26 protein-coding genes and 1 pseudogene are annotated in these 22,595 nt (G+C 37.3%); 23 read left to right on the top strand and 4 right to left on the bottom strand.

What is annotated here, in order from left to right:
* The first annotated feature begins 39 nt into the window (after nt 1–39).
* The 23 genes and pseudogenes from BT112_RS05585 to BT112_RS05475 all read left to right on the top strand — a co-directional run bounded on the left by BT112_RS05585 (nt 40) and on the right by BT112_RS05475 (nt 18,804).
* Entirely contained in the window at nt 40–2,412 is a 2,373-nt protein-coding gene (locus tag BT112_RS05585; RefSeq protein ID WP_072316390.1) for a multicopper oxidase domain-containing protein, read from the top strand.
* A 21-nt stretch (nt 2,413–2,433) separates the two neighbouring features.
* Nucleotides 2,434–2,820, top strand: coding sequence for a DUF302 domain-containing protein (locus tag BT112_RS05580; protein WP_072316389.1), 387 nt, complete (start codon nt 2,434–2,436; stop codon nt 2,818–2,820).
* Between the two features lie 57 nt (nt 2,821–2,877).
* Nucleotides 2,878–3,480, top strand: coding sequence for a DUF3347 domain-containing protein (locus BT112_RS05575; protein ID WP_072316388.1), 603 nt, complete (start codon nt 2,878–2,880; stop codon nt 3,478–3,480).
* Nucleotides 3,481–3,933, top strand: coding sequence for a heme-binding domain-containing protein (locus BT112_RS05570; protein ID WP_026754886.1), 453 nt, complete (start codon nt 3,481–3,483; stop codon nt 3,931–3,933).
* Between the two features lie 23 nt (nt 3,934–3,956).
* Nucleotides 3,957–4,517: a DUF3347 domain-containing protein gene (locus BT112_RS05565; RefSeq protein ID WP_072316387.1), complete on the top strand. Its 561-nt coding sequence runs from the start codon at nt 3,957–3,959 to the stop codon at nt 4,515–4,517.
* A 769-nt stretch (nt 4,518–5,286) separates the two neighbouring features.
* Nucleotides 5,287–5,997 carry a PepSY domain-containing protein gene (locus BT112_RS05560; RefSeq protein ID WP_008616453.1) on the top strand — a complete coding sequence of 237 codons (711 nt, stop codon included), beginning with the start codon at nt 5,287–5,289 and terminating at the stop codon, nt 5,995–5,997.
* Nucleotides 5,998–6,019: 22 nt separating this feature from the next.
* On the top strand, nt 6,020–6,502 hold the full coding sequence (locus BT112_RS05555) for a DUF305 domain-containing protein (protein WP_008992801.1): 483 nt from the start codon (nt 6,020–6,022) through the stop codon (nt 6,500–6,502).
* An 11-nt stretch (nt 6,503–6,513) separates the two neighbouring features.
* The gene (locus BT112_RS05550) at nt 6,514–8,316 is read left to right on the top strand and encodes an efflux RND transporter periplasmic adaptor subunit (RefSeq protein WP_013072785.1); all 1,803 of its coding nucleotides are present in this window, start codon (nt 6,514–6,516) and stop codon (nt 8,314–8,316) included.
* Between the two features lie 263 nt (nt 8,317–8,579).
* Nucleotides 8,580–9,146: a helix-turn-helix domain-containing protein gene (locus BT112_RS05545; RefSeq protein WP_013072784.1), complete on the top strand. Its 567-nt coding sequence runs from the start codon at nt 8,580–8,582 to the stop codon at nt 9,144–9,146.
* A gap of 82 nt (nt 9,147–9,228) precedes the next feature.
* Nucleotides 9,229–9,876 (top strand): annotated as a pseudogene (locus tag BT112_RS05540) (class I SAM-dependent methyltransferase).
* A 123-nt stretch (nt 9,877–9,999) separates the two neighbouring features.
* Nucleotides 10,000–10,293: an IS66 family insertion sequence element accessory protein TnpA gene (tnpA, locus tag BT112_RS05535; protein WP_072316386.1), complete on the top strand. Its 294-nt coding sequence runs from the start codon at nt 10,000–10,002 to the stop codon at nt 10,291–10,293.
* The gene (tnpB, locus tag BT112_RS05530) at nt 10,281–10,634 is read left to right on the top strand and encodes an IS66 family insertion sequence element accessory protein TnpB (protein ID WP_072316385.1); all 354 of its coding nucleotides are present in this window, start codon (nt 10,281–10,283) and stop codon (nt 10,632–10,634) included. The genes tnpA and tnpB overlap by 13 nt, the downstream gene beginning before the upstream one ends.
* Nucleotides 10,635–10,676: 42 nt before the next feature.
* Nucleotides 10,677–12,173, top strand: coding sequence for an IS66 family transposase (tnpC, locus tag BT112_RS05525; protein ID WP_072316541.1), 1,497 nt, complete (start codon nt 10,677–10,679; stop codon nt 12,171–12,173).
* Nucleotides 12,174–12,184: 11 nt separating this feature from the next.
* Nucleotides 12,185–12,694, top strand: a complete 510-nt coding sequence (locus tag BT112_RS05520; RefSeq protein WP_072316384.1) for a DUF6398 domain-containing protein — start codon at nt 12,185–12,187, stop codon at nt 12,692–12,694.
* 121 nt (nt 12,695–12,815) lie between these two features.
* Nucleotides 12,816–13,190, top strand: coding sequence for an ArsR/SmtB family transcription factor (locus tag BT112_RS05515; RefSeq protein WP_008992796.1), 375 nt, complete (start codon nt 12,816–12,818; stop codon nt 13,188–13,190).
* Nucleotides 13,187–13,783 (top strand): mercuric transport protein MerTP, encoded by a 597-nt coding sequence (gene merTP, locus BT112_RS05510; RefSeq protein ID WP_072316383.1) that lies wholly within the window; start codon nt 13,187–13,189, stop codon nt 13,781–13,783. Before BT112_RS05515 ends, merTP (BT112_RS05510) begins: the two co-directional genes overlap by 4 nt.
* Complete coding sequence (locus BT112_RS22055) at nt 13,783–14,004, top strand: GDCCVxC domain-containing (seleno)protein (protein WP_072316382.1); 222 nt, start codon at nt 13,783–13,785, stop codon at nt 14,002–14,004. Before merTP (BT112_RS05510) ends, BT112_RS22055 begins: the two co-directional genes overlap by 1 nt.
* A 19-nt stretch (nt 14,005–14,023) precedes the next feature.
* Nucleotides 14,024–14,410 carry a metal-sensing transcriptional repressor gene (locus BT112_RS05500; RefSeq protein WP_072316381.1) on the top strand — a complete coding sequence of 129 codons (387 nt, stop codon included), beginning with the start codon at nt 14,024–14,026 and terminating at the stop codon, nt 14,408–14,410.
* Between the two features lie 68 nt (nt 14,411–14,478).
* Nucleotides 14,479–14,748, top strand: a complete 270-nt coding sequence (locus tag BT112_RS05495) for a thioredoxin family protein (RefSeq protein WP_072316380.1) — start codon at nt 14,479–14,481, stop codon at nt 14,746–14,748.
* Nucleotides 14,749–14,750: 2 nt separating this feature from the next.
* Complete coding sequence (gene merTP / locus BT112_RS05490; RefSeq protein WP_008992790.1) at nt 14,751–15,362, top strand: mercuric transport protein MerTP; 612 nt, start codon at nt 14,751–14,753, stop codon at nt 15,360–15,362.
* Between the two features lie 164 nt (nt 15,363–15,526).
* On the top strand, nt 15,527–17,785 hold the full coding sequence (locus BT112_RS05485; RefSeq protein ID WP_072316379.1) for a heavy metal translocating P-type ATPase: 2,259 nt from the start codon (nt 15,527–15,529) through the stop codon (nt 17,783–17,785).
* 20 nt (nt 17,786–17,805) lie between these two features.
* Nucleotides 17,806–18,018 (top strand): heavy-metal-associated domain-containing protein, encoded by a 213-nt coding sequence (locus BT112_RS05480; protein WP_008616468.1) that lies wholly within the window; start codon nt 17,806–17,808, stop codon nt 18,016–18,018.
* Nucleotides 18,019–18,030: 12 nt separating this feature from the next.
* On the top strand, nt 18,031–18,804 hold the full coding sequence (locus BT112_RS05475; protein ID WP_013072779.1) for a M90 family metallopeptidase: 774 nt from the start codon (nt 18,031–18,033) through the stop codon (nt 18,802–18,804).
* 117 nt (nt 18,805–18,921) lie between these two features.
* Here the strand turns inward: BT112_RS05475 and BT112_RS05470 are convergent, their stop codons facing one another.
* The 4 genes from BT112_RS05470 to BT112_RS05455 all read right to left on the bottom strand — a co-directional run.
* Nucleotides 18,922–19,629 (bottom strand): hypothetical protein, encoded by a 708-nt coding sequence (locus BT112_RS05470; RefSeq protein ID WP_245776993.1) that lies wholly within the window; start codon nt 19,627–19,629, stop codon nt 18,922–18,924.
* A 38-nt stretch (nt 19,630–19,667) separates the two neighbouring features.
* Complete coding sequence (locus BT112_RS05465; protein WP_245776992.1) at nt 19,668–20,609, bottom strand: hypothetical protein; 942 nt, start codon at nt 20,607–20,609, stop codon at nt 19,668–19,670.
* Nucleotides 20,610–20,700: 91 nt separating this feature from the next.
* Nucleotides 20,701–21,915 carry a site-specific integrase gene (locus BT112_RS05460; protein WP_013072776.1) on the bottom strand — a complete coding sequence of 405 codons (1,215 nt, stop codon included), beginning with the start codon at nt 21,913–21,915 and terminating at the stop codon, nt 20,701–20,703.
* A 393-nt stretch (nt 21,916–22,308) separates the two neighbouring features.
* On the bottom strand, nt 22,309–22,595 hold a 287-nt coding region (locus BT112_RS05455; protein ID WP_139276021.1), incomplete at its 5' end, for a transposase.

Genomic DNA, 22,595 nt, shown 5'->3' with positions numbered 1-22,595 from the left:
CTAGGCCAAATTGGCTTTTGAACACTAAAATAAAGAATTATGATTAGAAAGATAACAATACTATTTGTACTTCTCGTTTCATTTGAAAGTGTTGCACAAGTAGGAACCAACGGACAAGATAGAAAAGAAGAAGGACGACCTATTCAAGAGTATAACCTTACCATTGAAGAAAATAAAATGACGCTTGGTGGTGTTACTGCTAATGCAATGACTATCAATGGAGGTATCCCTGGGCCTGTTTTGGAATTTAATGAAGGAGACCTTGCTATAATCAACGTAACCAATAAAATGGATGAAGAAACTTCAGTGCATTGGCACGGATTGATACTTCCCAATTTTTACGACGGGGTTCCATATTTAACTACCCCACCGATTGAGCCAGGAACAACTTTCCAATACAGGATTCCAATCAACCAATCGGGAACATATTGGTACCATTCCCACACAATGCTACAAGAACAAAAAGGTGTTTATGGGTCTATTATCATTCATCCAAAAGAGAAAACCTTGGAATATGATAAAGATTTAGTCGTGGTATTATCAGATTGGACAAACGAAAAACCAATGAATGTATTACGTAACCTTAAAAGAGGAAACGAATGGTATCAAGTAAAAAAAGGAACAGCAGTACCTTTAAGTAGAGTAATAAAAGAAGGTGCATTAGGAGCACAATTCAAATTTTGGCGAGACAGAATGGAAGGTGCAGATATTGCAGACATTTATTATCCCACATTTTTGTCCAATGGTAAAAAATTGGTAGAGTACCCAGAATTTAAACCAGGAGAAAAAGTAAGGCTTCGTTTTATCAATGCATCGGCATCTACCTATTATTGGATGGATTTCGGAGGAGGTAACCCAATGTTGGTTTCCAGTGATGGTGTTGACGTGCAACCCGTTTCCAAAAGCAGATTTCTCTTTGGCATAGCCGAAACGTATGATGTAATTGTAACTATTCCAGAAGGAACTATTGAAATTACTGCCACAGCACAAGACGGCTCTGGTAATACCTCAATTCGTTTGGGTAGTGGCAAACTTTATCCAGCTAAAAGAATTGACAGACCTAGTAAAATAGAGATGATGAAGCAAATGGCCAAAATGGATATGAAAATGGGAGCACCTGCAATGGTTGGAAACAAGAAGAAGAATACACCCGAAGTTTTAATGCAGAAGTACGGAATGAAGATGAATATGAAGGACGGCGAGATGAAAATGGGGAACGATAAGATGTCGATGAAAGATGGCAAAATGAATGACCAAATGGATATGAAGATGGATGATACAATGGGAATGAAAAAAGACCCGATGTCAATGAGCCATAATGGAGCATCAAATAAAATGGAAGGTCATATGCACAATATGCCAATGATGCAGAAGGATTCTACTTCTTTTGATTATGAGGAGCGAAAGACATACTTCAACTATGATTTTTTAGAGGCAAAAGAAAAAACTGAATTTAAGGCAGATTTACCAGTAAATGAAGTGTTGCTTAACCTAACAGGTAATATGAATCGCTATGTATGGAGTATGAATGGGGTTCCATTATCAGAAACCGATAAGATAAATATAAAAGGAGGCGAGGTAACCAGAATTACATTAAATAACCTGACTATGATGCACCATCCAATGCACTTGCACGGTCATTACTTCAGGGTCATTAATGAAAAAGGAGAACGTTCCCCATTAAAGCATACCGTGAACGTACCACCAATGCAGAAAGTTATTATTGAATTTTATAACGAAGAGTATGGCGATTGGTTTTTTCATTGCCACATATTGTACCATATGATGGGTGGTATGGCAAGAGTGTTTAGTTACGATACCCCAAGGGATGATAGAATGAAAGATTATCCAGTTCAGAAACTTATTGATGAGACAGACCATTATTATTCGTGGGGATTGGCTCGTGCAGGTTCAAATTTTAATGAACTCTTTTTAACGTCGAGCAATATCCGAAATGAATTTGGTTTGAGAACAGAGTTCGATTACGACCAAAATCTTGAAGCCGAAATAAGTTATAATAGGTATCTGAACGATTGGGTACGTGTTTATGCAGGAGTAAATACCGAAACGTCAACACCAGATTCTTACGATACATTTAATACCGTAGGATTGGTTGGTGTAAAGTATTTTACGCCTTATAGATTTAATGTAGATGTGAGTATGGACCATCAGCTACGCCCAAGAATACGTTTGGACAGAGAATTATTGATTTTTCCAAGAATTTTTTTGGAAGGCGAATACGAATACAGAGCAGATTTTGGATGGGTCAATGATTTAGAGAATAATAAATCATTTGAAAGCGAAACACAATGGTTGGTAGGGGTTGCATACATTCTTTCGCGCAATTTTTCAATCCAAGCTAACTACAATAACCGATATGGATTGGGTGGTGGACTATTAGCAAGATTTTAAACAACTAAAAATTAAAAAAAGATGAACTATTATTTTAATAAAACAATCAATGGAACCTTCGAAGAGGTCATAGAGAAAGTGACACAAGGATTAAAGGAGGAAGGTTTTGGAATCCTTACAGAAATTGATGTAACAGAAACACTAAAGAAAAAACTGGATATAGACTTTAAAAAGTATAGGATACTCGGAGCTTGTAATCCGCCCTATGCACATAAAGCTTTGCAAGCAGAAGATAAAATTGGAACGATGTTGCCCTGCAATGTCATAGTACAGGAAATCGAAGCAGGTATCATTGAAGTTGCGGCCGTAAACCCAATGGCTTCAATGCAAGCTGTAAAAAATGAAAAATTGAATGAGATAGCCAGCGAAATAACTGCAATGTTGGAAAACGTCATTGAAAAATTATAAGACACTATAAAAAGGCAGTAATAATAATTAATAAACACAAACTTAAATTAAAACAAAATGAGCAAATTAAAATCAACATTAGGTATAGTTGCGATAGCATTCATAACCTTAACAGTAATGTCTTGTAAAGACAACAGCAAAGAACAAAATAGCACGGATGGAGACCATTCAGAAATGAACCACGATAACAGTGATGGTCATCACGACGGCGAAAAGAGGGAAATGGCAATGGGTGGAGATAGTAATACACAAGCGGTATTAAATGACTATTTCAACTTAAAGAATGCCTTGGTGGGAGATGATAATGGCAAAGCCAAAGAACTTGGGGCAACCCTAGCAACATCCTTAGGAAATTTTGACGCCTCACAATATAACGATACCCAGCAATCGGAATTAAAGGATATTGTAGAGGATGCAGTTGAACACGCAGAACACATTTCAGAAAGTGATATAGCACACCAGCGCGAACATTTTAAAGTTTTAAGTAAAGATGTTATAGATATGGTTGCTATAACAGGAGCAGAGATGAAGCTTTACGAGCAGTTTTGCCCTATGTATGATGGCGGTACAGCTTGGCTAAGTACTAAAGAGGAAGTGCGCAATCCATACTATGGTAGTCAAATGTTAAAATGCGGCAAAGTACAACGTGAAATTAACTAAATGAAAATTGTAAAGATTATAGCAATAGTACTACTGGTAGCGTTCGTGGGAATTCAATTTATTCCGACTACACGCAATCAAAGTGATACTGTACCGTCAACTGATTTTATGCTGGTCAATAATGTACCAGAAACTATTCAAAAAAAGTTACAGGTATCCTGCTATGATTGCCACAGCAATAATACGCAATACCCTTGGTACAATAAAATTCAACCTGTTGCTTGGTTTTTGGAAGACCATATTAAAGAAGGAAAAGCTGAACTTAATTTCAACGAATGGGATTCATTATCCAGCCGAAGAAAAGCAAGTAAGTTAAGGTCTATTATCAAGCAGATTGAAAATGGCGAAATGCCTTTGGATTCTTACACTTTGATACATAGTGAGGCAACATTTACAGAAGCTGAAGCAGAAGAGTTAATCAATTTTATCACACAATTAAAAGATAGTTTATAAACAATAATTTAAAAGTAATTAAAATGAAAAATTTAAAAATGAGTATTGCAGCAATGCTATTGTTAGCAGTTTCTTTTACCAATGCACAGGAAAAAGAAAAAATGAACCACGATCACGGAGATATGAAAATGGACCATAGCAAAATGATGAATAAAAATAGTGACGCAAAAGCAGAAGCTATTTTAAGTGATTACTTTAATTTAAAAGATGCTTTAGTTGCGGACGATACAAAAAAGGCAGCACAAGCAGGAACAAAATTGGTAGCCACTCTTAAAGCATTTGATACGGACAGTTATTCAAAAGAAAATCAAGAAGAATTAGAAGACATTATAGAAGATGCCGTAGAGCACGCCGAGCATATTTCTGAAAGTGCCATAGACCACCAACGCGAGCACTTTAAAACGTTAAGTAAGGATATTACTGATATGGTAGCTATTACGGGTACAAAAAGCACGTTATACGAGCAATTTTGCCCAATGTATGATAAGGGTAGTGCGTGGTTGAGTACAAGTAAAGAAGTGAAAAATCCATATTACGGCAGTAGAATGCTTAAATGTGGAAAAGTGCAAAAAACTATTCAATAAATAATCCCCTGCCTTTAATACTCTTTTAAATATACTGGTTTATTAGTTAACAGTAGCTTAGGAGATGACAGGGTTACCTGAATAGTTGTAAAGTCCTGTCGTGGGAAGGAAAACAATGTTGATGATTAGTGTTAGTTCCTTCCCAAGTCAGGCACAATGAACTTTTGAAAAAGAGAAGTTGATTTGGTTAATAGCAGCCTGAACTGGGAGAGAGATTAAATCCCTAAATATAGCGTCTCTCTTCCTAGGTCGGGCAAATTAAAATTTCGCAGAAAAGAAGTTTAGTGAAGATGCTTGATTTTGAGGGGTAAAAATTTGGTTGGTTCATTAAAGTTTACCTCTCATCTTCAAGTATTATTTATATGGTTTTGCAAATAACAATAAAGAAAAGAATTTATAACAATGAAAGAATGTTGCAAGAACGGTTGCCAACAAATAATAGGTAAATCTGTGGTTAAAAAATGGCTCAATTATATAGTATATACAATCCTAATATTAATAGTTGGTGGTGCATTGGCACTTCAATTATTTAGTTAAGAGCTTAAATTAAAATGGTTAATGACAACAAGAAAAAAATCTGAAAACACAGGGTTTTACAAACAACTATTTAGGGTTCTTTAAAAATAAGGGTGTTGAAAGTACGATGAGCGGGATGGCACCTAAAAGCCCATTGCTTGAAAAGATTTTAAAGTATGTTGCCTATATCTGTTACGTCTGGTTGGTAGGTGGAATAATTGTCAAATATTTTGTGAATTAAATTATAGAAAGTATGGTCAACAGAAAGACAGCAAAATGGATTCGAAAAGCGCACCGATACTTGGGTATATTCCTCGGCATTCAGTTCTTGATGTGGACTATCAGCGGAATGTATTTTAGCTGGACGGACATTGATGAAATACACGGCGACCAGTTCAAAAAAGAAAAGCCACGGCAAACTGCTTTTTCCAACCTATTGGGGACTGAGCAATTAGCGAGTGAAGAACCAATCCAAACACTAAAATTATTGGAAATAGCCAATGAGCCGTACTATTGGATTAACGAAGCTAATTTATTTAGTGCTAAAACGGGGAATGAAAAAAATGGTATTACTAAAGCTGAAGCAAAACAGGTAGCCAATAGATATATGCTGCCCGATTTGGAAATAAGGGGTATAAAACGAATTGAGAAAGTAGATGCACATCACGAATACCGTGGTCGTCCATTACCAGCCTATGAGATTTCATATAAAACCCCACAAAACTTGAAGGCTTATGTCGCCATAGAAAATGGTGCATTTCAGACCGTTCGTCATAGAAACTGGCGCTGGTTCGATTTTTTGTGGATGAACCACACTATGGACTATCAAGGCAGGGACAACTTTAATACCATAATCCTGCGGGCGTTTTCATTGTTAGGGTTAATTACAGTATTAAGTGGGTTCTTACTTTGGTACATATCGTCGCCCACAATTAGAAAATTGGTTAAAAAGAAACGAAAATAAGTAACACTAAAACCAACATAAAATGGAAAATTCAAATCAAAATTCAAAGAAAAACAACTACACAAAATTTGTAGGTATGCTCGTGGCATCCTTCATAGCAATGTACGTTACAATGTACTTAAACTCTTATGAAATTGACCACGTCTATTTTAGTCTTACCCGATTTTATATGAGCTGTTTGGGTATTGCCGCTATGGCCATTATTATGTTTGTAACAATGCGTAATATGTACCAAAACAAAAAGAAAAATATAGCAATTGTTCTTGGAAGTATTGTTCTATTTGGTGGCGCGTTAGGCCTTGTGAGGGCACAGGCCCCAATTATTGGCGATGTGCTCTATATGAAAGCTATGATTCCGCATCACTCTATCGCCATTTTAACCAGTAAGCGAGCGGATATACAAGACCCGGAAGTGAAGAAATTAGCAGATGATATAATTAAAGCACAAGAAAAGGAAATTGCAGAAATGAAAGCAATGATTAAACGATTAGAAAATAACAAATAAAAACAAAGACAATGAAAAAAAACATCATTTATATAGGTATTGCCTTGATTGTTGGCCTTCTAGGTGGCTTTCTACTGTTCGGTGGAGATTCTACTGATAAGGCAACAAATAGTGCTAAAGACAATCACGAACATTCAGAAGAAATTGCTACTAATCAAATGTGGACCTGCTCTATGCACCCACAGATTATGCAACCGGAACCTGGAGATTGTCCTATTTGCGGAATGGATTTAATACCTGCTGAAGCAGGAGCAGATGGTCTTATGGCAGACCAGTTTAAAATGACAGATAATGCAATGGCATTGGCCAATATTCAAACATCCATTGTTGGTCAGGGAGAGATTGGAAATAATATCCTAAAATTATCTGGAAAGATAAAAGCCAATGAAGAATCTAATGCTGTACAGGTAACCTATTTTGGAGGTAGAATAGAACAATTATATGTTAATTCTACTGGAGAACGTGTAGGCGCAGGCCAGCGCTTGGCTACGATATATTCGCCAGACTTGGTTGCAGCACAGCAAGAATTGCTTACCGCATCATCCTTAAAAGAGTCGCAACCCGAATTGTACAAGGCTGTAAGGAATAAACTGAAATTATGGAAGCTTTCCGAAAAGCAAATTAACGCTATTGAGTCAGCTGGAAAAGTGCAAGAATACTTTCCAGTTTTTGCAACTGTATCAGGAACGGTAACAATGAAAATGGTTGAAGAAGGGGACTATGTAAAACAAGGGCAACCCTTATATAAAATAGCCAACCTCAATACGGTATGGGCAGAGTTTGATGCCTATGAAAACCAAATTGCTTCCTTGAAAGTAGGACAGACCATTAAAGTAACTACCAACGCATATCGTAACGAAGTATTTGATGCAAAAGTCTCTTTTATAGACCCACTATTAAATTCAGCAACGCGAACTATCGTGGTACGAGCGGTACTAAATAATAAAAACGACCTATTTAAACCAGGAATGTTTGTTGAAGGTAAAATTGAAGGTACTCAAGAAAACACCACAAATAAAATAACAGTTCCTGCTACAGCTGTGATGTGGACTGGTGAACGTTCTGTGGTTTATGTCAAAACAAATCCTAACGAGGCTGTTTTTGAAATGAGAGAAGTCTTACTTGGTAATGCCAATGGAGACACCTATACCATACTTGAAGGCCTTGAAAATGGAGATGAAGTGGTTACCAATGGCACATTTACCGTAGATGCTGCTGCACAGTTACAGGGCAAGAAAAGTATGATGAACACGGCAGGAGGTAAGACAATGACTGGCCACGAAGGGCATTTGGGTATGCAAGGAAACAATACTGGGGATAATGTGGTGAATACAGACCATTCTGAAATGAAAGAAAGGATAGCTGTTTCAAAGAAATTTCAAAATCAATTGAAGCAGGTTTTTGATGATTATATCCTTGTAAAAGATGCTTTGGTTAATGACGATGCTAAAAGTGCACAACAAGCAGGAAAGCAAATAATCCAATCCTTAAAAAATGTTGATATGAAGTTGCTGTCCGATGAAAAAGCACACAACCATTGGATGACCATTCAAAAGGAACTAAAATCATCTGCAAATGCTATTGAGAACAGTTCAGACATAGCAGCACAAAGAGGGCATTTCAAGCATCTTTCGGCACATATGATAAGTGGTGTACAGCTTTTTGGGGTCAACCAAAATGTATATATCCAGTTTTGCCCAATGGCCAATAACAATAAAGGTGCCTATTGGATAAGTTTGGAAGAAGAAGTGCGAAATCCATATTATGGAGAGGCTATGTTAACCTGTGGAGAGGTAAAAGCAACTTTAAAATAAAACGAATTACGGATTAATCAAGTAATCTACATAAGGCCAAAAAATAATCTTGGTTTTATAATGGCGAACGATAATGAGTGAAAGCAGAAGAAATAGACGAAAAAATGAAAGGAAGAAGCATCAACCTAAAAGTAATATCACAAAAAAAGATAAAATTATAGCTTTTGTTGTGATAGTATTGATTTTTGTAATTGCTGCGATAGCTGCTGTTTACTATTCTTTACACAAATCTGGGTTAACCTTGTTTTAAAGACAAGTATTATATGAGAGAGATTATCTATATTAAAAATATGGTCTGCCCAAGATGTATCTCGGCAGTATCCAATATTTTAAAACAACTTGAAATATCCTATGCTTCTATTAAATTGGGAGAAGTTAAATTAGTGTCAACATTAAATGCAAACACCAAAAAAGAGCTTTCCGAAGCCCTTCAAAATTCAGGTTTCAGTTTGATTGACGACCGTAAAAGTCAACTTATTGAGCAAATGAAAACTTTGGTTGTTGAGAAAATACATCATTCCAACGACGAAACCGATTTAAAATGGGCAGATATTATAAGTGGTGAACTTAATTTGGATTACAAATATTTAAGTTCCCTATTCTCGTCAGTAGAAAGCATCACGTTTGAGCAATATATCATCAACCAAAAAATTGAACGTATAAAAGAACTCATAGTTTACGATGAACTAACCTTAAGTGAAATAGCTTTTCAACTACATTATAGTAGCGTTGCATATTTAAGCAATCAGTTCAAGAAAATTACTGGGATGACACCTACGCAGTTCAAGAAATCTGTAGACAAAAACCGAAAATCCTTGGATGAGATTTAGGGTGTGTTTACCACTATTAAAGGGGTATTTAAATCAGTAGATGATATATTGATTTACCAATGAACCGAATTTAGATATCAAAATGAAATTAGACAGAAAGAAACATTGGGAAACAGTTTAGGAAACTAAAAATCCAGACCAGGTAAGTTGGACGCAAGAAATACCAAAAACTTCACTGAAGTTTATACGTTCGTTCAAACTAAATAAAAAGGCAAAAATTATAGACATTGGTGGTGGCGACAGTAAACTTGTTGACTATTTACTCAAGGAAGGGTATAATAACATTACTGTACTTGATATTTCAGAAAAAGCAATTGCGAAAGCTAAAAAAAGACTGGGAGAAAAGGCAAGTAAAGTAAATTGGATTGTAAGCGACATTACCGAATTTGAACCAGATACATCTTTCGATGTTTGGCACGACAGAGCAACTTTTCATTTTCTTACAACAGATGATCAGATTAAAAAATATACTAACATAGCGACAAAATTTGTAAGAGGTTATTTAATAATAGGAACCTTTTCACAAAACGGACCAAAAAAATGTAGCGGACTTGAAATAAAACAATACAATGAAGAGGAATTAACATCGGAATTAAAAAAAGGATTTGACAAAATTCGCTGTGTATCAGAGGACCACACAACACCATTCAACACCATACAGAATTTTCTGTTTTGTAGTTTTAAAAGACAATTAACTGTAAAGCCAGCAATACCTTCACCTACAAGCTAAAAGAACAGATGTACAATTCGGTAGTTTTAGTTTTTGCAAAACACAAATCAAAACGTATCCGTCCGTCTAAGTACATCTTTACCGGTATAGTATAGTGTTCTAATTTTGACCACAAAACGAACGATGTCAAAAACTACGAACTACAAACGTATGGAGCGTCTGGTGAACGAATATCGCCAGAGTGGTCAAGGTCAGGCTGCCTTTGCTCAGGCTCATGGTATTACCGAGAGTAAATTGTATTACTGGTTACGTAAACTCGGTGAGCCTACCTCCGGGAAAGCGGAATCCGCTACAGAGAAGCCTTCGGGATTTATACCTATAACCGCCCCCCAACCCCCCAGTGACGACTCCACGTCCATGATCATCCGTCTTGGAAGGGATATCACCATAGAAATTCCGGTATCATGTTTGCACTGAGTAGTTCGGACCGCTTTTACCTGTACGCTCATCCCACCGATATGCGTAAATCCTTTGACAGTCTGTGCGGGTTGGTTCAAAACGATCTGCAACAAAACCCCAATAACGGAGCGGTGTATATCTTCGTGAATAAAGTCAGGAACAAGGTCAAGCTATTGCACTGGCAATCCGGAGGTTTTGTCTTGTATTATAAACGCCTGGAATCGGGTACCTTTGAGCTGCCCCACTATGATAGTGAGGTGGAAGGGCTGCGCCTGGATTACGCTCAGTTGGTACTGCTCGTTGACGGGGTGGCCATTACCAATCTGTCCCGGCGCAAACGCTATGAAAAAGTAGAATAATTATTGGTATACATGGGGAAGGGTTCGTATCTTCGGTTCCCGATGAATCAGGAGTTACGTATAGCAAACCAACGGCTCAAAGCGGAAAACTGTGAACTTCGGGAGCAGATGCTCTCGATGCAACAAGAGTATCAGCAGAACATCGCCTCTTTAAAAGCAGAGCTGGCCCAAATCTACAAGCTTCTGAGTGGTTTTAAATCGGAACGTTTTGTAGCGGCCATTGCCGAGCATCAATTATCGCTTTTTGAAGCGGAGGCTTCTCAAGAACAGTCAACTCCTGCTACAGAGACCATCACCTATACCCGGGATAAACAAAAACACCCGGGACGTCATGCCTTACCGGAACACCTTCCGGTTCGGGAAGTGATTATAGAACCGGAAGAAGATACCACTGGGTTGAAAAAAATCGGAGAGGAAATCACCGAAACTTTAGAATATACTCCGGCCAGCCTGGTCAAAAGAAGGACCATTCGTCCCAAATATGCTAAAGCTGACGGTGAAGGGGTGTGTATAGCAGCATTACCTACCCGTCCTATCGATAAATCCATTGCCGAGGCGTGTTTGTTGGCCCATATCCTGGTGAGCAAGTATATCGATCATAGCCCGTTCTATCGCCAAATCCAGATATTTAAGCGAGATTTTGGCTGGGAACCCGCTTCCAGTACCCTGAGTGACTGGATGCAAGGATGCTGCCAACTGCTGGAACCCCTATACAACACCTTAAAACAAAAAATACTGGCCTCAGGCTATATCCAGGCCGATGAGTCCCCGATCAAGGTACTGGACAGTGACAAACCGGGCAGTACGCATCAAGGCTATCAGTGGGTCTATCACGACCCGGTACATCGGTTCGTATTATTTAATTACCGCAAAGGCCGTGGACAGCAGGGACCTAAGGAGCTGCTTATGGACTATAACGGCTATGTGCAGTGCGATGGTTATAGCGTGTATGACAAGATCGGCGCCGACCCTGCCATGACCCTGGCCGGTTGCCTGGTGCATGCCCGAAGGAAGTTCAGTGATGCGGTAGACAGCGACAAGGCCCGGGCAGAAAAAGCCCTGGCGATCTTCCGGGAGATCTACCTACAGGAACGGGAGATTAAAAAACAGACAAAAGAAGACTTCGAAAGCAGAAAAGCCCTTCGTCAGGAAAAAATACAGCCGCTACTGGCACAAATCAAAACATGGATCGAACAGCAGCAGTTTAACGTACTGCCCAAAAGCCCCATGGGCAAGGCTATGGCCTATTTTATCAATCAGTACCCCAAGTTCGAGAATATCTTTACCGACGGACGTATCGAACTGGATAACAACCTGATCGAGAACGCGATCAGGCCCCTGGCCCTGGGCCGGAAGAACTATCTCTTTGCCGGATCACACCGGGCGGCACAACATGCTGCCATCTTGTATTCCTTCTTCGGTACCTGTAAGATGCAGAACATCAATCCCAGGCAGTGGCTTACCGATACCCTGCAGAGAATCCCCGATTATAACATCCAGAAACTCGAAGAGTTATTACCCGGATATACCACAAGCTAAAGCCCATTACAATGACCAAAGAACAGATCAAAGAGAAAGAGCAACAATTATTAGAACTCACAGGAACCTTTTGTGCCCAGAAACTCAACCAGGAATACTTTGAACTCTGCGAGAAACTCATTAAAAAGATGGGCAGAAAAAGAGAAGTTCCTTTTAAAAGGGGAAAACTGGAAATATGGGCGGCTGCAGTTGTATATGCCATAGGCTCCATTAATTTTTTGGGAGATAAATCTTTTGAGCCCTATCTGCATACCCGAGAGATCCACAACTATTTTGGCACCAAGGCCTCTACAGTGTCTGCCAAGGCCAGAATGATAAAGGATATGTTCGACCTATGGTATCACAACCCGGAATTCTCTACCGGTCATATGCAGCAGAGTAATCCATTTAACAATTTAGTGATGGTGGATGATTTGATTGTACCCATAGAATCCCTTCCTGAACACATGCAACAAATGGTGCATCAAGCCAGAGCTGAAGGTAAAGACATTGCCTTTACAACCGAATACGAAGAGGATTAACCCCATGTACTTCCCGGACGGATACATCAAAACAAAAGGAACATAATGATCAAAATTTACATATCATTCTTTTTTGTATTTAAGTATTTGCTTAAATAAGAAATAATTGTAACTTTGCCTTATGAAAAATAATTCTTGCATAAGACAACAGGCAGATATTGAACAGATAAACCGTTGTAAAAAGACAGTTTCAGAATTAAATGAATCGTTTGACTATTTGGCAAATGGACTTTCTTTAGTCGGAAATAATGTTCGGCTAAAAATTCTTTACCTACTCTTTGAGGAGAAACGACTTTGCGTTTGCGACTTAAGTGATATTCTCGAAATGAATATTTCTGCTATCTCTCAACATTTGAGAAAAATGAAGGACAGAAATTTATTGGAAACCGAAAGAGATGCTCAAACGATTTTTTACTCACTAACCCCTGAATATTCAACATTATTAAATCCGTTTTTTGAAATACTCGATAAAAACAAAGTTTTAGAAACGATATGAAACGTGAGAACAAATTAATTGGTGCAGGTTTACTTGCTGCTATTACAGCTTCATTATGTTGTATTACACCCGTTTTGGCTTTAATCGCGGGAACAAGTGGAATTGCCTCAACATTTTCTTGGCTTGAGCCTTTTAGACCTTATCTAATCGGGCTAACAATTTTAGTGCTCGGCTTTGCTTGGTATCAAAAACTAAAACCTCAAAAAGAAATTGACTGCGAATGTGAAACAGACGAAAAACCAAAATTTATACAATCAAAAAAGTTTTTAGGAATTGTAACTGTATTTGCAATTATAATGCTGGCATTTCCATATTATTCATCCATTTTTTATCCAAACATAGAAATGCAAATAATCGTAGTTGACAAATCGGATATTAAAACAATGGAATTTAAAATTAGCGGAATGACTTGTGCAAGTTGCGAAGAACACGTCAATCACGAAGTAAACAAACTCAACGGAATTGTAAACTCAAAGGCGTCTTACGAAAATGGAAATGCAATCATTGAGTTTGATAAAACCAAAACCAATGAAAAAGAAATTGAAAATGCAATTAACGCAACAGGCTATAAAGTAACTGACAGAAAAAACTAATGGAAATCCAATTAAAATCAGAAATTACCTGTCCAAATTGTGGACACAAAAAAGTAGAAGAAATGCCAACAGAATCCTGTCAATTCTTTTATGAATGTGATAATTGCAAACAAATACTTAAACCAAAAGAAGGAGATTGCTGCGTATTCTGTTCTTACGGTACTGTGGCCTGCCCACCAATTCAAGAAAATAAAAGATGTAATAATTCAAGTTGTTGCTAAACATTATAATGGACAAATTATGAATATGGAACAGTACAAATTACCTACTGATTTAATCTTGGATATTAAATCCAGATTAAAAACTTTGAGTGGTCAAATAAACGGCATTGTTAAAATGCTTGATGAAGGAAAGGACCCCGAACAAATAAACATACAGTTCAGATCCATTGATAAGGGGATTCAAAAAGCACATTACTTACTGCTGGATGAAGTCTATCGAAAAGCACTTGCTATTGGAATTGTAAAGGCCGTGGACTCTTGCCCAGGAAATTGTGGCAATGAAGATAAAATTGAATATTTAAAAAGTGAATTCCCCAATTTGGAATTATCCGATTTGACCAATCGCTTAAAAGAAATCCAAACTATTGAAACCAGATTAAAAAACTACAACGAAAAAAAAGGTTAAAAAAAGTTTGGTGACCCCCTACCTCACGTTCTCATCTTTGTTCCATTATTAATTTAAACTTAAATAAGATGAAACGACAAATCGAGATTTTTACAGCAGGTTGCCCGGTATGCGAGCCTGTGGTGCAATTAGTAAAAGAGACAGCAGGAAAGGACTGCGAAATCACACTTCATAATCTGTCCGAGCAATGCGAAAGTAAAATCTGTGTTTCAAAAATGAAGGAATATGGGGTTACAAGAGTTCCCGCCATTGCTGTGGACGGAAAACTACTGAATTGCTGCACCAAAATCGAAATCACAAAAGAGGATTTGGTAAACGCGGGAATAGGAAGTTGTTAGGTATGGCAATTACTAAATGGAACAAAAAAACATCTATGGGGACTGCTGTATTTTCAGCAGTTTCCCTTAAACTATGCTGCTGGGGTCCTTTGCTACTTACAAGTGTAGCTGGTATTAGTGGAAGTTCTGTCTATTTTTCTTGGCTTATTGCCTTGAAACCTTATCTGTTGGTTATAGCATTTTTGTCATTGGGACTGGCCTTTTATCAGGTTTATAAAAAAAAGAAGGTGGACGATTGTGGTAACTGTGATATGGCTAAGCCATCATTTTTTAAGTCGAAATTCTATTTGTGGTTGGTTACAGTGTTTGTTGTTGTAATGACATTGGTTTCTTATTATCCACAAATATTTCATTCAACGGAGAAAGTAGGAATTGTTGCAACAAACAATACCGATATTCAAACTGTAAAGTTGAATATTGAAGGGATGGTATGCTCGGGTTGTGAAGAAAACATCAACCATTCGGTAAACAAAATTGACGGGGTTACAAATGTATCTACGTCTTTTGAAGAAGGGACTTCAATTATAGAATTTGATACCACTAAAACGAATGTCGATGAGATAAAAAAGGTCATTCAATCAAAAGGGTATTTGATTACAAATAGTAGAGACTGATAGACACGTATCCATTGCGGTGATAAAAGATAAATTAAAAACGACTTATCCAATTGGTAGTAATAATTCGTGAAGAGTAAATTCTACAAATCATTCAGCATATAACGTAACACATTACAGTCTTTTAATCCTGAAATTTGTAACATACAAATAAGAACGGATTTATGGAGACAATCAACATATTTGAAACCAATAAGAAGAATCATAAACAGGGTGTGAAAGAATCATTTCCAGTTACGGGAATGACCTGTGCCTCTTGTGCAGCGAGTGTTGAATCTGTATTAAAACACACAGAAGGTGTGTTTGATGCAAGTGTTAATTTTGCCAATAGTTCCGTTCTTGTGGAATATGACAAGGAGTTGAGTCCAAATCAACTTCAAAACGCGCTTCGTGAGGTCGGTTACGATATTATAATTGATGCCGAAGACCCTTCGGAAGTACAGCAAGAACTTCAGCAAAAGCATTATCAGGACATAAAAAACCGAACCATCTGGTCGGCGATACTTACGCTACCCATTTTTGTGTTGGGAATGTTCTATATGCAATGGGAACCAGGCAAATGGATTTCATTGGTATTGGCCTTTCCAATTCTTTTTTGGTTTGGGCGCAGTTTTTTCATCAATGCCTTCAAGCAGGCCAAACACGGTAAAGCAAATATGGATACCTTGGTGGCGTTGAGTACCGGAATCGCCTTCCTCTTTAGTGTATTCAATACCTTTTTTCCTGAATTTTGGTTAAGTCGTGGCATCGAGCCTCACGTATATTACGAAGCGGCTACCGTGATTATCACCTTTATTTCCTTGGGGAAACTATTGGAAGAAAAGGCAAAATCAAATACATCTTCAGCCATTAAAAAACTAATGGGGCTTCAGCCTAAAACCCTTAAAATTATTGAGAATGGGGAAGAGAGGGAAATCCCTATTTCATCCGTACAGGTTGGTCAGACCATTTTGGTGCGTCCCGGAGAAAAGATTCCCGTGGATGGCGAAGTTTCCAAGGGAAGCTCATATGTAGATGAAAGTATGATTACTGGAGAACCCGTTCCAGTTCAGAAATCCCAAGGGGAAAAGGTATTCGCTGGTACCGTTAATCAAAAAGGAAGTTTTCAATTTACCGCTGAAAAAGTAGGTGGAGAAACCCTGCTTTCCCAAATCATTAAAATGGTTCAGCAAGCGCAAGGGAGTAAGGCACCCGTTCAAAAACTGGTCGATAAGATTGCCGGTATTTTCGTTCCTGTGGTATTGGGTATTTCCATTGTAACCTTCATTGTCTGGATGTCAGTAGGAGGCGATAATGCCTTTTCACAAGCCTTATTGACCTCTGTAGCAGTATTGGTAATCGCCTGTCCTTGTGCTTTGGGATTGGCAACACCTACCGCCATTATGGTGGGAATTGGTAAAGGCGCAGAAAATAATATCCTTATAAAGGATGCCGAAAGTTTAGAACTCGGTCATAAAGTGAATGCTGTCATTCTTGATAAAACAGGTACAATTACAGAAGGAAAACCTTTAGTAACTGATATATTTTGGAAGGATAAACTCGAAGATATCAACGAATACAAAAAAGTTCTTCTAGCTATTGAAGCACAATCAGAACACCCTTTGGCGGAAGCTGTAGTCAATCACTTAAAAGATGAAAATATTGAAAAAGCTGAAATTGCTTCTTTTGAAAGTATTACAGGAAAAGGTGTGAAAGCTCAAACAGAAAATGGTTCACCATACTATGTTGGAAACCATAAACTAATGCTTGAGAAAAATATTCAAATCGATGCTTCCTTGATGCAAACAGCAGAAAGTCTCGAAGAGCAAGCGAAAACCGTCATTTTCTTTGGCAATGAAAAACAAGTGCTGGCGATACTCGCCATTGCAGACAAGATTAAGGAAACTTCAAAAATGGCCATAGCAACACTTCAAGAACGAGGCATTGAGGTCTATATGCTTACTGGAGATAACAATAAAACCGCATCTGCTGTCGCAAAACAAGTAGGAATAACAAATTACCAAGGAGAAGTGATGCCTTCGGACAAAGCGGCTTTTGTCGAAAAATTACAGGCGGACGGAAAGATAGTAGCAATGGTGGGCGATGGTATCAACGATTCGCACGCCCTGGCGCAAGCCAATGTGAGTATTGCTATGGGCAAAGGTTCGGATATCGCAATGGATGTAGCAAAAATGACCTTGATAACATCAGATTTACAATCTATCCCAAAAGCATTGGAACTATCAAAAAGAACCGTGTTGGGCATACGTCAGAACTTATTCTGGGCATTTATTTACAACATTATTGGCATTCCAATTGCAGCGGGAGTTCTTTATCCTGTAAATGGGTTTTTGTTGGATCCGATGATTGCAGGTGCAGCAATGGCATTCAGTAGTGTATCCGTAGTTGCAAATAGCTTAAGACTTAAACGAGTAAAACTTTAATAATAAATAAATTCAATACTATGAAAACTTTAAAATTTAAAACAAATATCAATTGTGGTGGGTGCGTATCAAAAGTCACCCCTTTTTTAAACAAACAAGAAGGTGTAGAAAGTTGGGAAGTAGATACCTCTAATCCTGATAAAATCCTAACCATTGAAAGCGATGGTGTAACCGAAGAAGATGTAAAGGCGACTTTGCAAAAAGTGGGATTTAAGGCCGAACCTGTAGATTAATACGTTTTTAATATGGCTTATATTTTTATTTCGGTTGTGATTGTTCTTTTTGCTGTTCATTTTTATAGAAAAGCAAAACGTCATAGTGTAAAACCATTTCCAGAACATTGGCATAAATTATTGACGGATAATGTGCTGTTTTATAGAAATCTATCAAAAGACGCACAGCTAATTTTTCAGCAAAAAATGATGCTATTTTTAAGTGAGGTCTATATCGATGCTGTGCAGTTTGAACTGGAAGAGTTGGATAAGGTTTTAATTGCAGCAAGTGCCGTCATTCCAGTTTTTGGCTTCAAGGAATGGCACTACACAAATTTAAGTGGCATCCTTTTATATCCTGATAATTTTAATGAGGATATGCAATTTAGCAGTAAGGATAACTCACGGAATATTGGTGGAATAGTTGGAAATGGAAGGTTCGAGAAACAGATGATACTTTCCAAGAAAGCATTGTACCACGGCTTTAAAAATACAACCGATAAAAGCAATACTGGCATACACGAATTTGTGCACCTTATAGATAAGTTGGACGATAGAACAGACGGTGTGTCAGAGCGGCTAATGGAACATCAATATGCCATACCTTGGTTAAACTTAATCCATAAAGAAATGGAAGCGATTAACGATAACCATTCAGATATTCGTAAATATGGTGGAACAAATCAAGCTGAATTCTTTGCGGTTGCTTCAGAGTATTTTTTTGAACGAGCGGATTTACTAAAAAGAAAACATCCAGAACTTTATGGGATGTTGGTGGAATGTTTTAGGCAAGAACCGAGCACTTGAGAAAATGAATCAGGCAAACTATAGAGAGTTCAGTTTACACTCTCGTGTAACGTGCTCAAACGTTAGTTTACTATGATTTCCGCATATCCTGCAAGTTCCTTTACGTTTCAAATTATCCTATGAATCCAGTTTTTTGATTTTATCAGTTAGTTCTTCAGGTTGTAAAATTGGTATTGCTTTACGTTCTACACGCAATCCCAATCCTTTGGTCTGATTTATATGGTTAGTAGTAAATTGATTTATGTGAACGTAAATAATTCCAATATCATCACTCATTCGGGTTTGCCAGTCAAAACCATACAATTCTTTCAACCATTTAAAAGGTGTAGTTCTGAACATAACATTGGGGTTTTTGTAATGCCGGCCATCATCCAATAGTATGATTAGCAGATAAACCCTGTTGAATCCAATTTCGGTATATCCATTTGCCTGAATAGTTCCCTTTTTTTGAACGCTTGTAATCTTGTTTATTTTTGGTGGTTGATTTTCAAGCGATTCGGTTTTTACTATTTTACATTCTATTCCAACCGCATTTTGTTCCTTTCCTTGTTCATACAGAAGAATGTCAATATCCCCTGGCATTTTGTTTGGGATTGTGATAGGTTCTTTAACGCCACATTGGTATTTCACCGAATTTGCGGATGGAAATACATTACTAAATAACATCTTTTTGAAATCTCGATTTTCCATAAGCCAATTAACGGCTTGGTCTTCGCTATCAAAAGTTCTGGTAACACTTACATCTGGCTTGGGATTGTTTACGAAAAATGAAATGGTCGAAGAACCATCAAGAGGTTGTCTATCCGAAAACACATATTCTGTCACCTCATATTCTGGTGGTGGTTCTTTTCGGAAGAATTGAACTATTCTATTTTTAATACCTGCCCATATTCTCGTACGTAAAATGGAAATATTTGGTTAGTAAATTGTTTGAATATGTCGCTGGCGATAGCTTTGTCAAAGGCTTTGGCTGCGACCAAATCGCCAAGTTTTGATTTTAATAACTGACCAAACGATTTTTTGCTAAGATGCGGAATGTCTTTGCGCAGCTCATCAAACTCATCGAAGATGATTTGCTGACCATATCCTGATCTTTTAACTTCGGCAAGTACCTCTTTGAGAAGTGTTTTTAATTCTTCATCAGAATCGCTAATTTTTGAGTAGTCGGGCACTTGGGATTTTCTGGCTTGTTCAATGGCATACTTTCCCTCAAGTTTTAGTTTGGCATTTACCTCACGACCATTCATAGTCTCAATAAGGCCTCGTTCTTCAAGCATTCTACCATAGTCCCAATCTTCGCTACGCCCACCTAACTTTAGGCCGTTACCTTCAAGAATCCACTTAATAGAATAGTATTTCCCATCATTATACAGTTCATATAGTTTAGAAAGTATAAGATCAAGAATGCCTTCGGTATCAAGGTTTTTATGCTCTTCTAAATCAATGTCATCAGCTCGCACAATAGCATCTGAAATGAATAATATTTTTAAATAGTAATCAAGCCCATTAATTTCATCTTTAATGGTTTGAATAGTGTTTTTGACTCTTTGGTCGATACCTAATTTCATTCCGAAATTATATCCTTGTTGAGCCTTAAACTCGTATGCAAAATTGGTGTGTTCAGGGTCAAAAGAAGCCTTTACATAACTGATTACATCGCTTTCCCACGATTGTTTTTCCTCTTTCAATTCATTTAATAAATCCTCAGTTCTTGCTGCTTTATATTTTTTAATAAGCGCATTTCCTTCGGACTGAAAATTTTCAAGACTACTTTTAAATTCAGTCCATTTAACCTTTAACACCATAAACATAAAATTATGTTGGTAAAGGTAAGGGAATGGCAATTGAATATGTTGAAATATGACTTTAAAATATTTGCAGATGGCTGATAATAGTTCAAAAATTTACCACACTATCCAAAGCATCATCTGCTTCTTTGTGAATAAAATTAGCTTGATAGTTCAATGTGGTTTTTAAATCGCTATGACGATACAATTTTTGCAGCATAAAGGGATGGATGGTATCACCAGCAATATTGCCAAAGGTATGCCTCGCAATATGCATTGTAATTTTCTTATCAATTTTCGCCTTTTTAGCTATAGATTTTAAGTTGTCATTAAATTTCTTGGTAGCTGTCTTTCTCTTGTTATAGACATCTTTTGCATCATCGAGATTCGCTTTTTTCAATTCGGGAAAAACAAAATCGGTTGCATATCTTTTGTCTTCTTTGTAATAATCTAAAATTTTGAAAACCTTATCTGGAATTTTTAATGATAGTAATTTTGAGTTTTTGTTCATTCTATAATGCAACCTTTTGTCGTATATGTCAGACCACTTTGTCCACAATACATCGGTAACTCGCATTCCGGCAAAATTAAAACTAAAGAGCCAGACATTTCGAGTGTGTATTTCACTCAAAGTTAAATTCTCAAGAGCTTCTATGGCTCTTACTTCAATAATATTCAACCCGACTTTGCTTGTTTCTGGAAACTTAATTTTAATCTTGTCACCACCAAAAGGATATAATTCCCTACTAACTATTTTGAGCTTAATAGCTCTGTTGAACAACAACCTAATGAGGACTAAGATGTTCATTACTGATGTTTCTGAAAGTTCGTGTTTGGCTTTCAAATATATCATCAGCTTTTTTAGGAAGCGTTCGTTAATTTCCTGAAAAGCCAACTGTTTTGATTTATTAAACTTTATGATATAGCTAACCAAAGCACTATCCGTAGATAACCGGTTTAATTTTTCGGCGATTTCCAATTCGTCCAGATGCTCTTGTGCTAGTTCAAAAAAGGTAGCAGAGTTTCCCGAGGCATATATCTCTTTTTTGATTTGGTTGGCAGATGCATCTTTATGCTCGGATTGTAAGTCAATAAGTGCTTTATTGGCGTTCGAGAGTTCCTGTGATAGCAACTTGTTTAAACTATCAGCATTTGAATTAGACTTTCTTACTCGAATATTTTTTTCGTCCCAATCCTCTATGTCAATATAATGACCTATATATTGATATGTTGAACGACGATTTTTTGTAATTCGAACAGCTAATGGGTAAAGCCCTTTACTGTTTGGTTTTTTACGTAGAACTATCTTTGCGTTTGATGACATAATTGACCTGTTTTGAGTACGAAAGTCAAATCAGGTACAACATAGGTACAACATTCCATTTTGAATGTATTCCTTTACCTAAGTACACCATAAAGATACGAAATTATTGTTCTTTTCAGGTACAACATAGGTACAACAAATGTTGAAATCAATTGATATTAGATGATATTAAAGAAAATGTAGAATCGTATAATCAATTGAAAATGAATGACTTTGTTTCAATTTGGTGCAATATACGCTAGACTTAGGATCTAGTGCCGCAAGGTGTGCAGGTTCGATTCCTGTCATCCGCACGAAAAGCCGGAGATTTTTATCCGGCTTTTTTTATGCTCAATATTTTGCCTGAATCGGGCTTGTTAAGGATCATCCCGGATCATTCCCATTTGTTGTGGACTACGCAAAAATTCTGGATAATCTAAATAGGAAAAACTCAGTATTCTTCACCTCTCTAAGTTGTGCTCTAAAGGCTTTTATTTTGGCATTAAAGGATTCTGCTGAGGCATTGGTACTTCTGTTTACAAAGTAGTTTAGGATAGATCGATAATTCAAGCTGATGCTGTTGGCTACGGTTTGGAAGCTTTTAAACCCGGATTCTTCAACTTGCTTATACCAATGTGCTAATTTGGTATAGGCTATTTTTATATCTGTATTCTGGTTAAATATATTTCTTAATCCTTGAA

Source organism: Sinomicrobium oceani, assembly GCF_900119185.1.
GTDB lineage: Bacteria > Bacteroidota > Bacteroidia > Flavobacteriales > Flavobacteriaceae > Sinomicrobium > Sinomicrobium oceani.
Note: the sequence above shows the minus strand (reverse complement) of the source record. Positions and strands in the feature narration are given on the sequence as shown.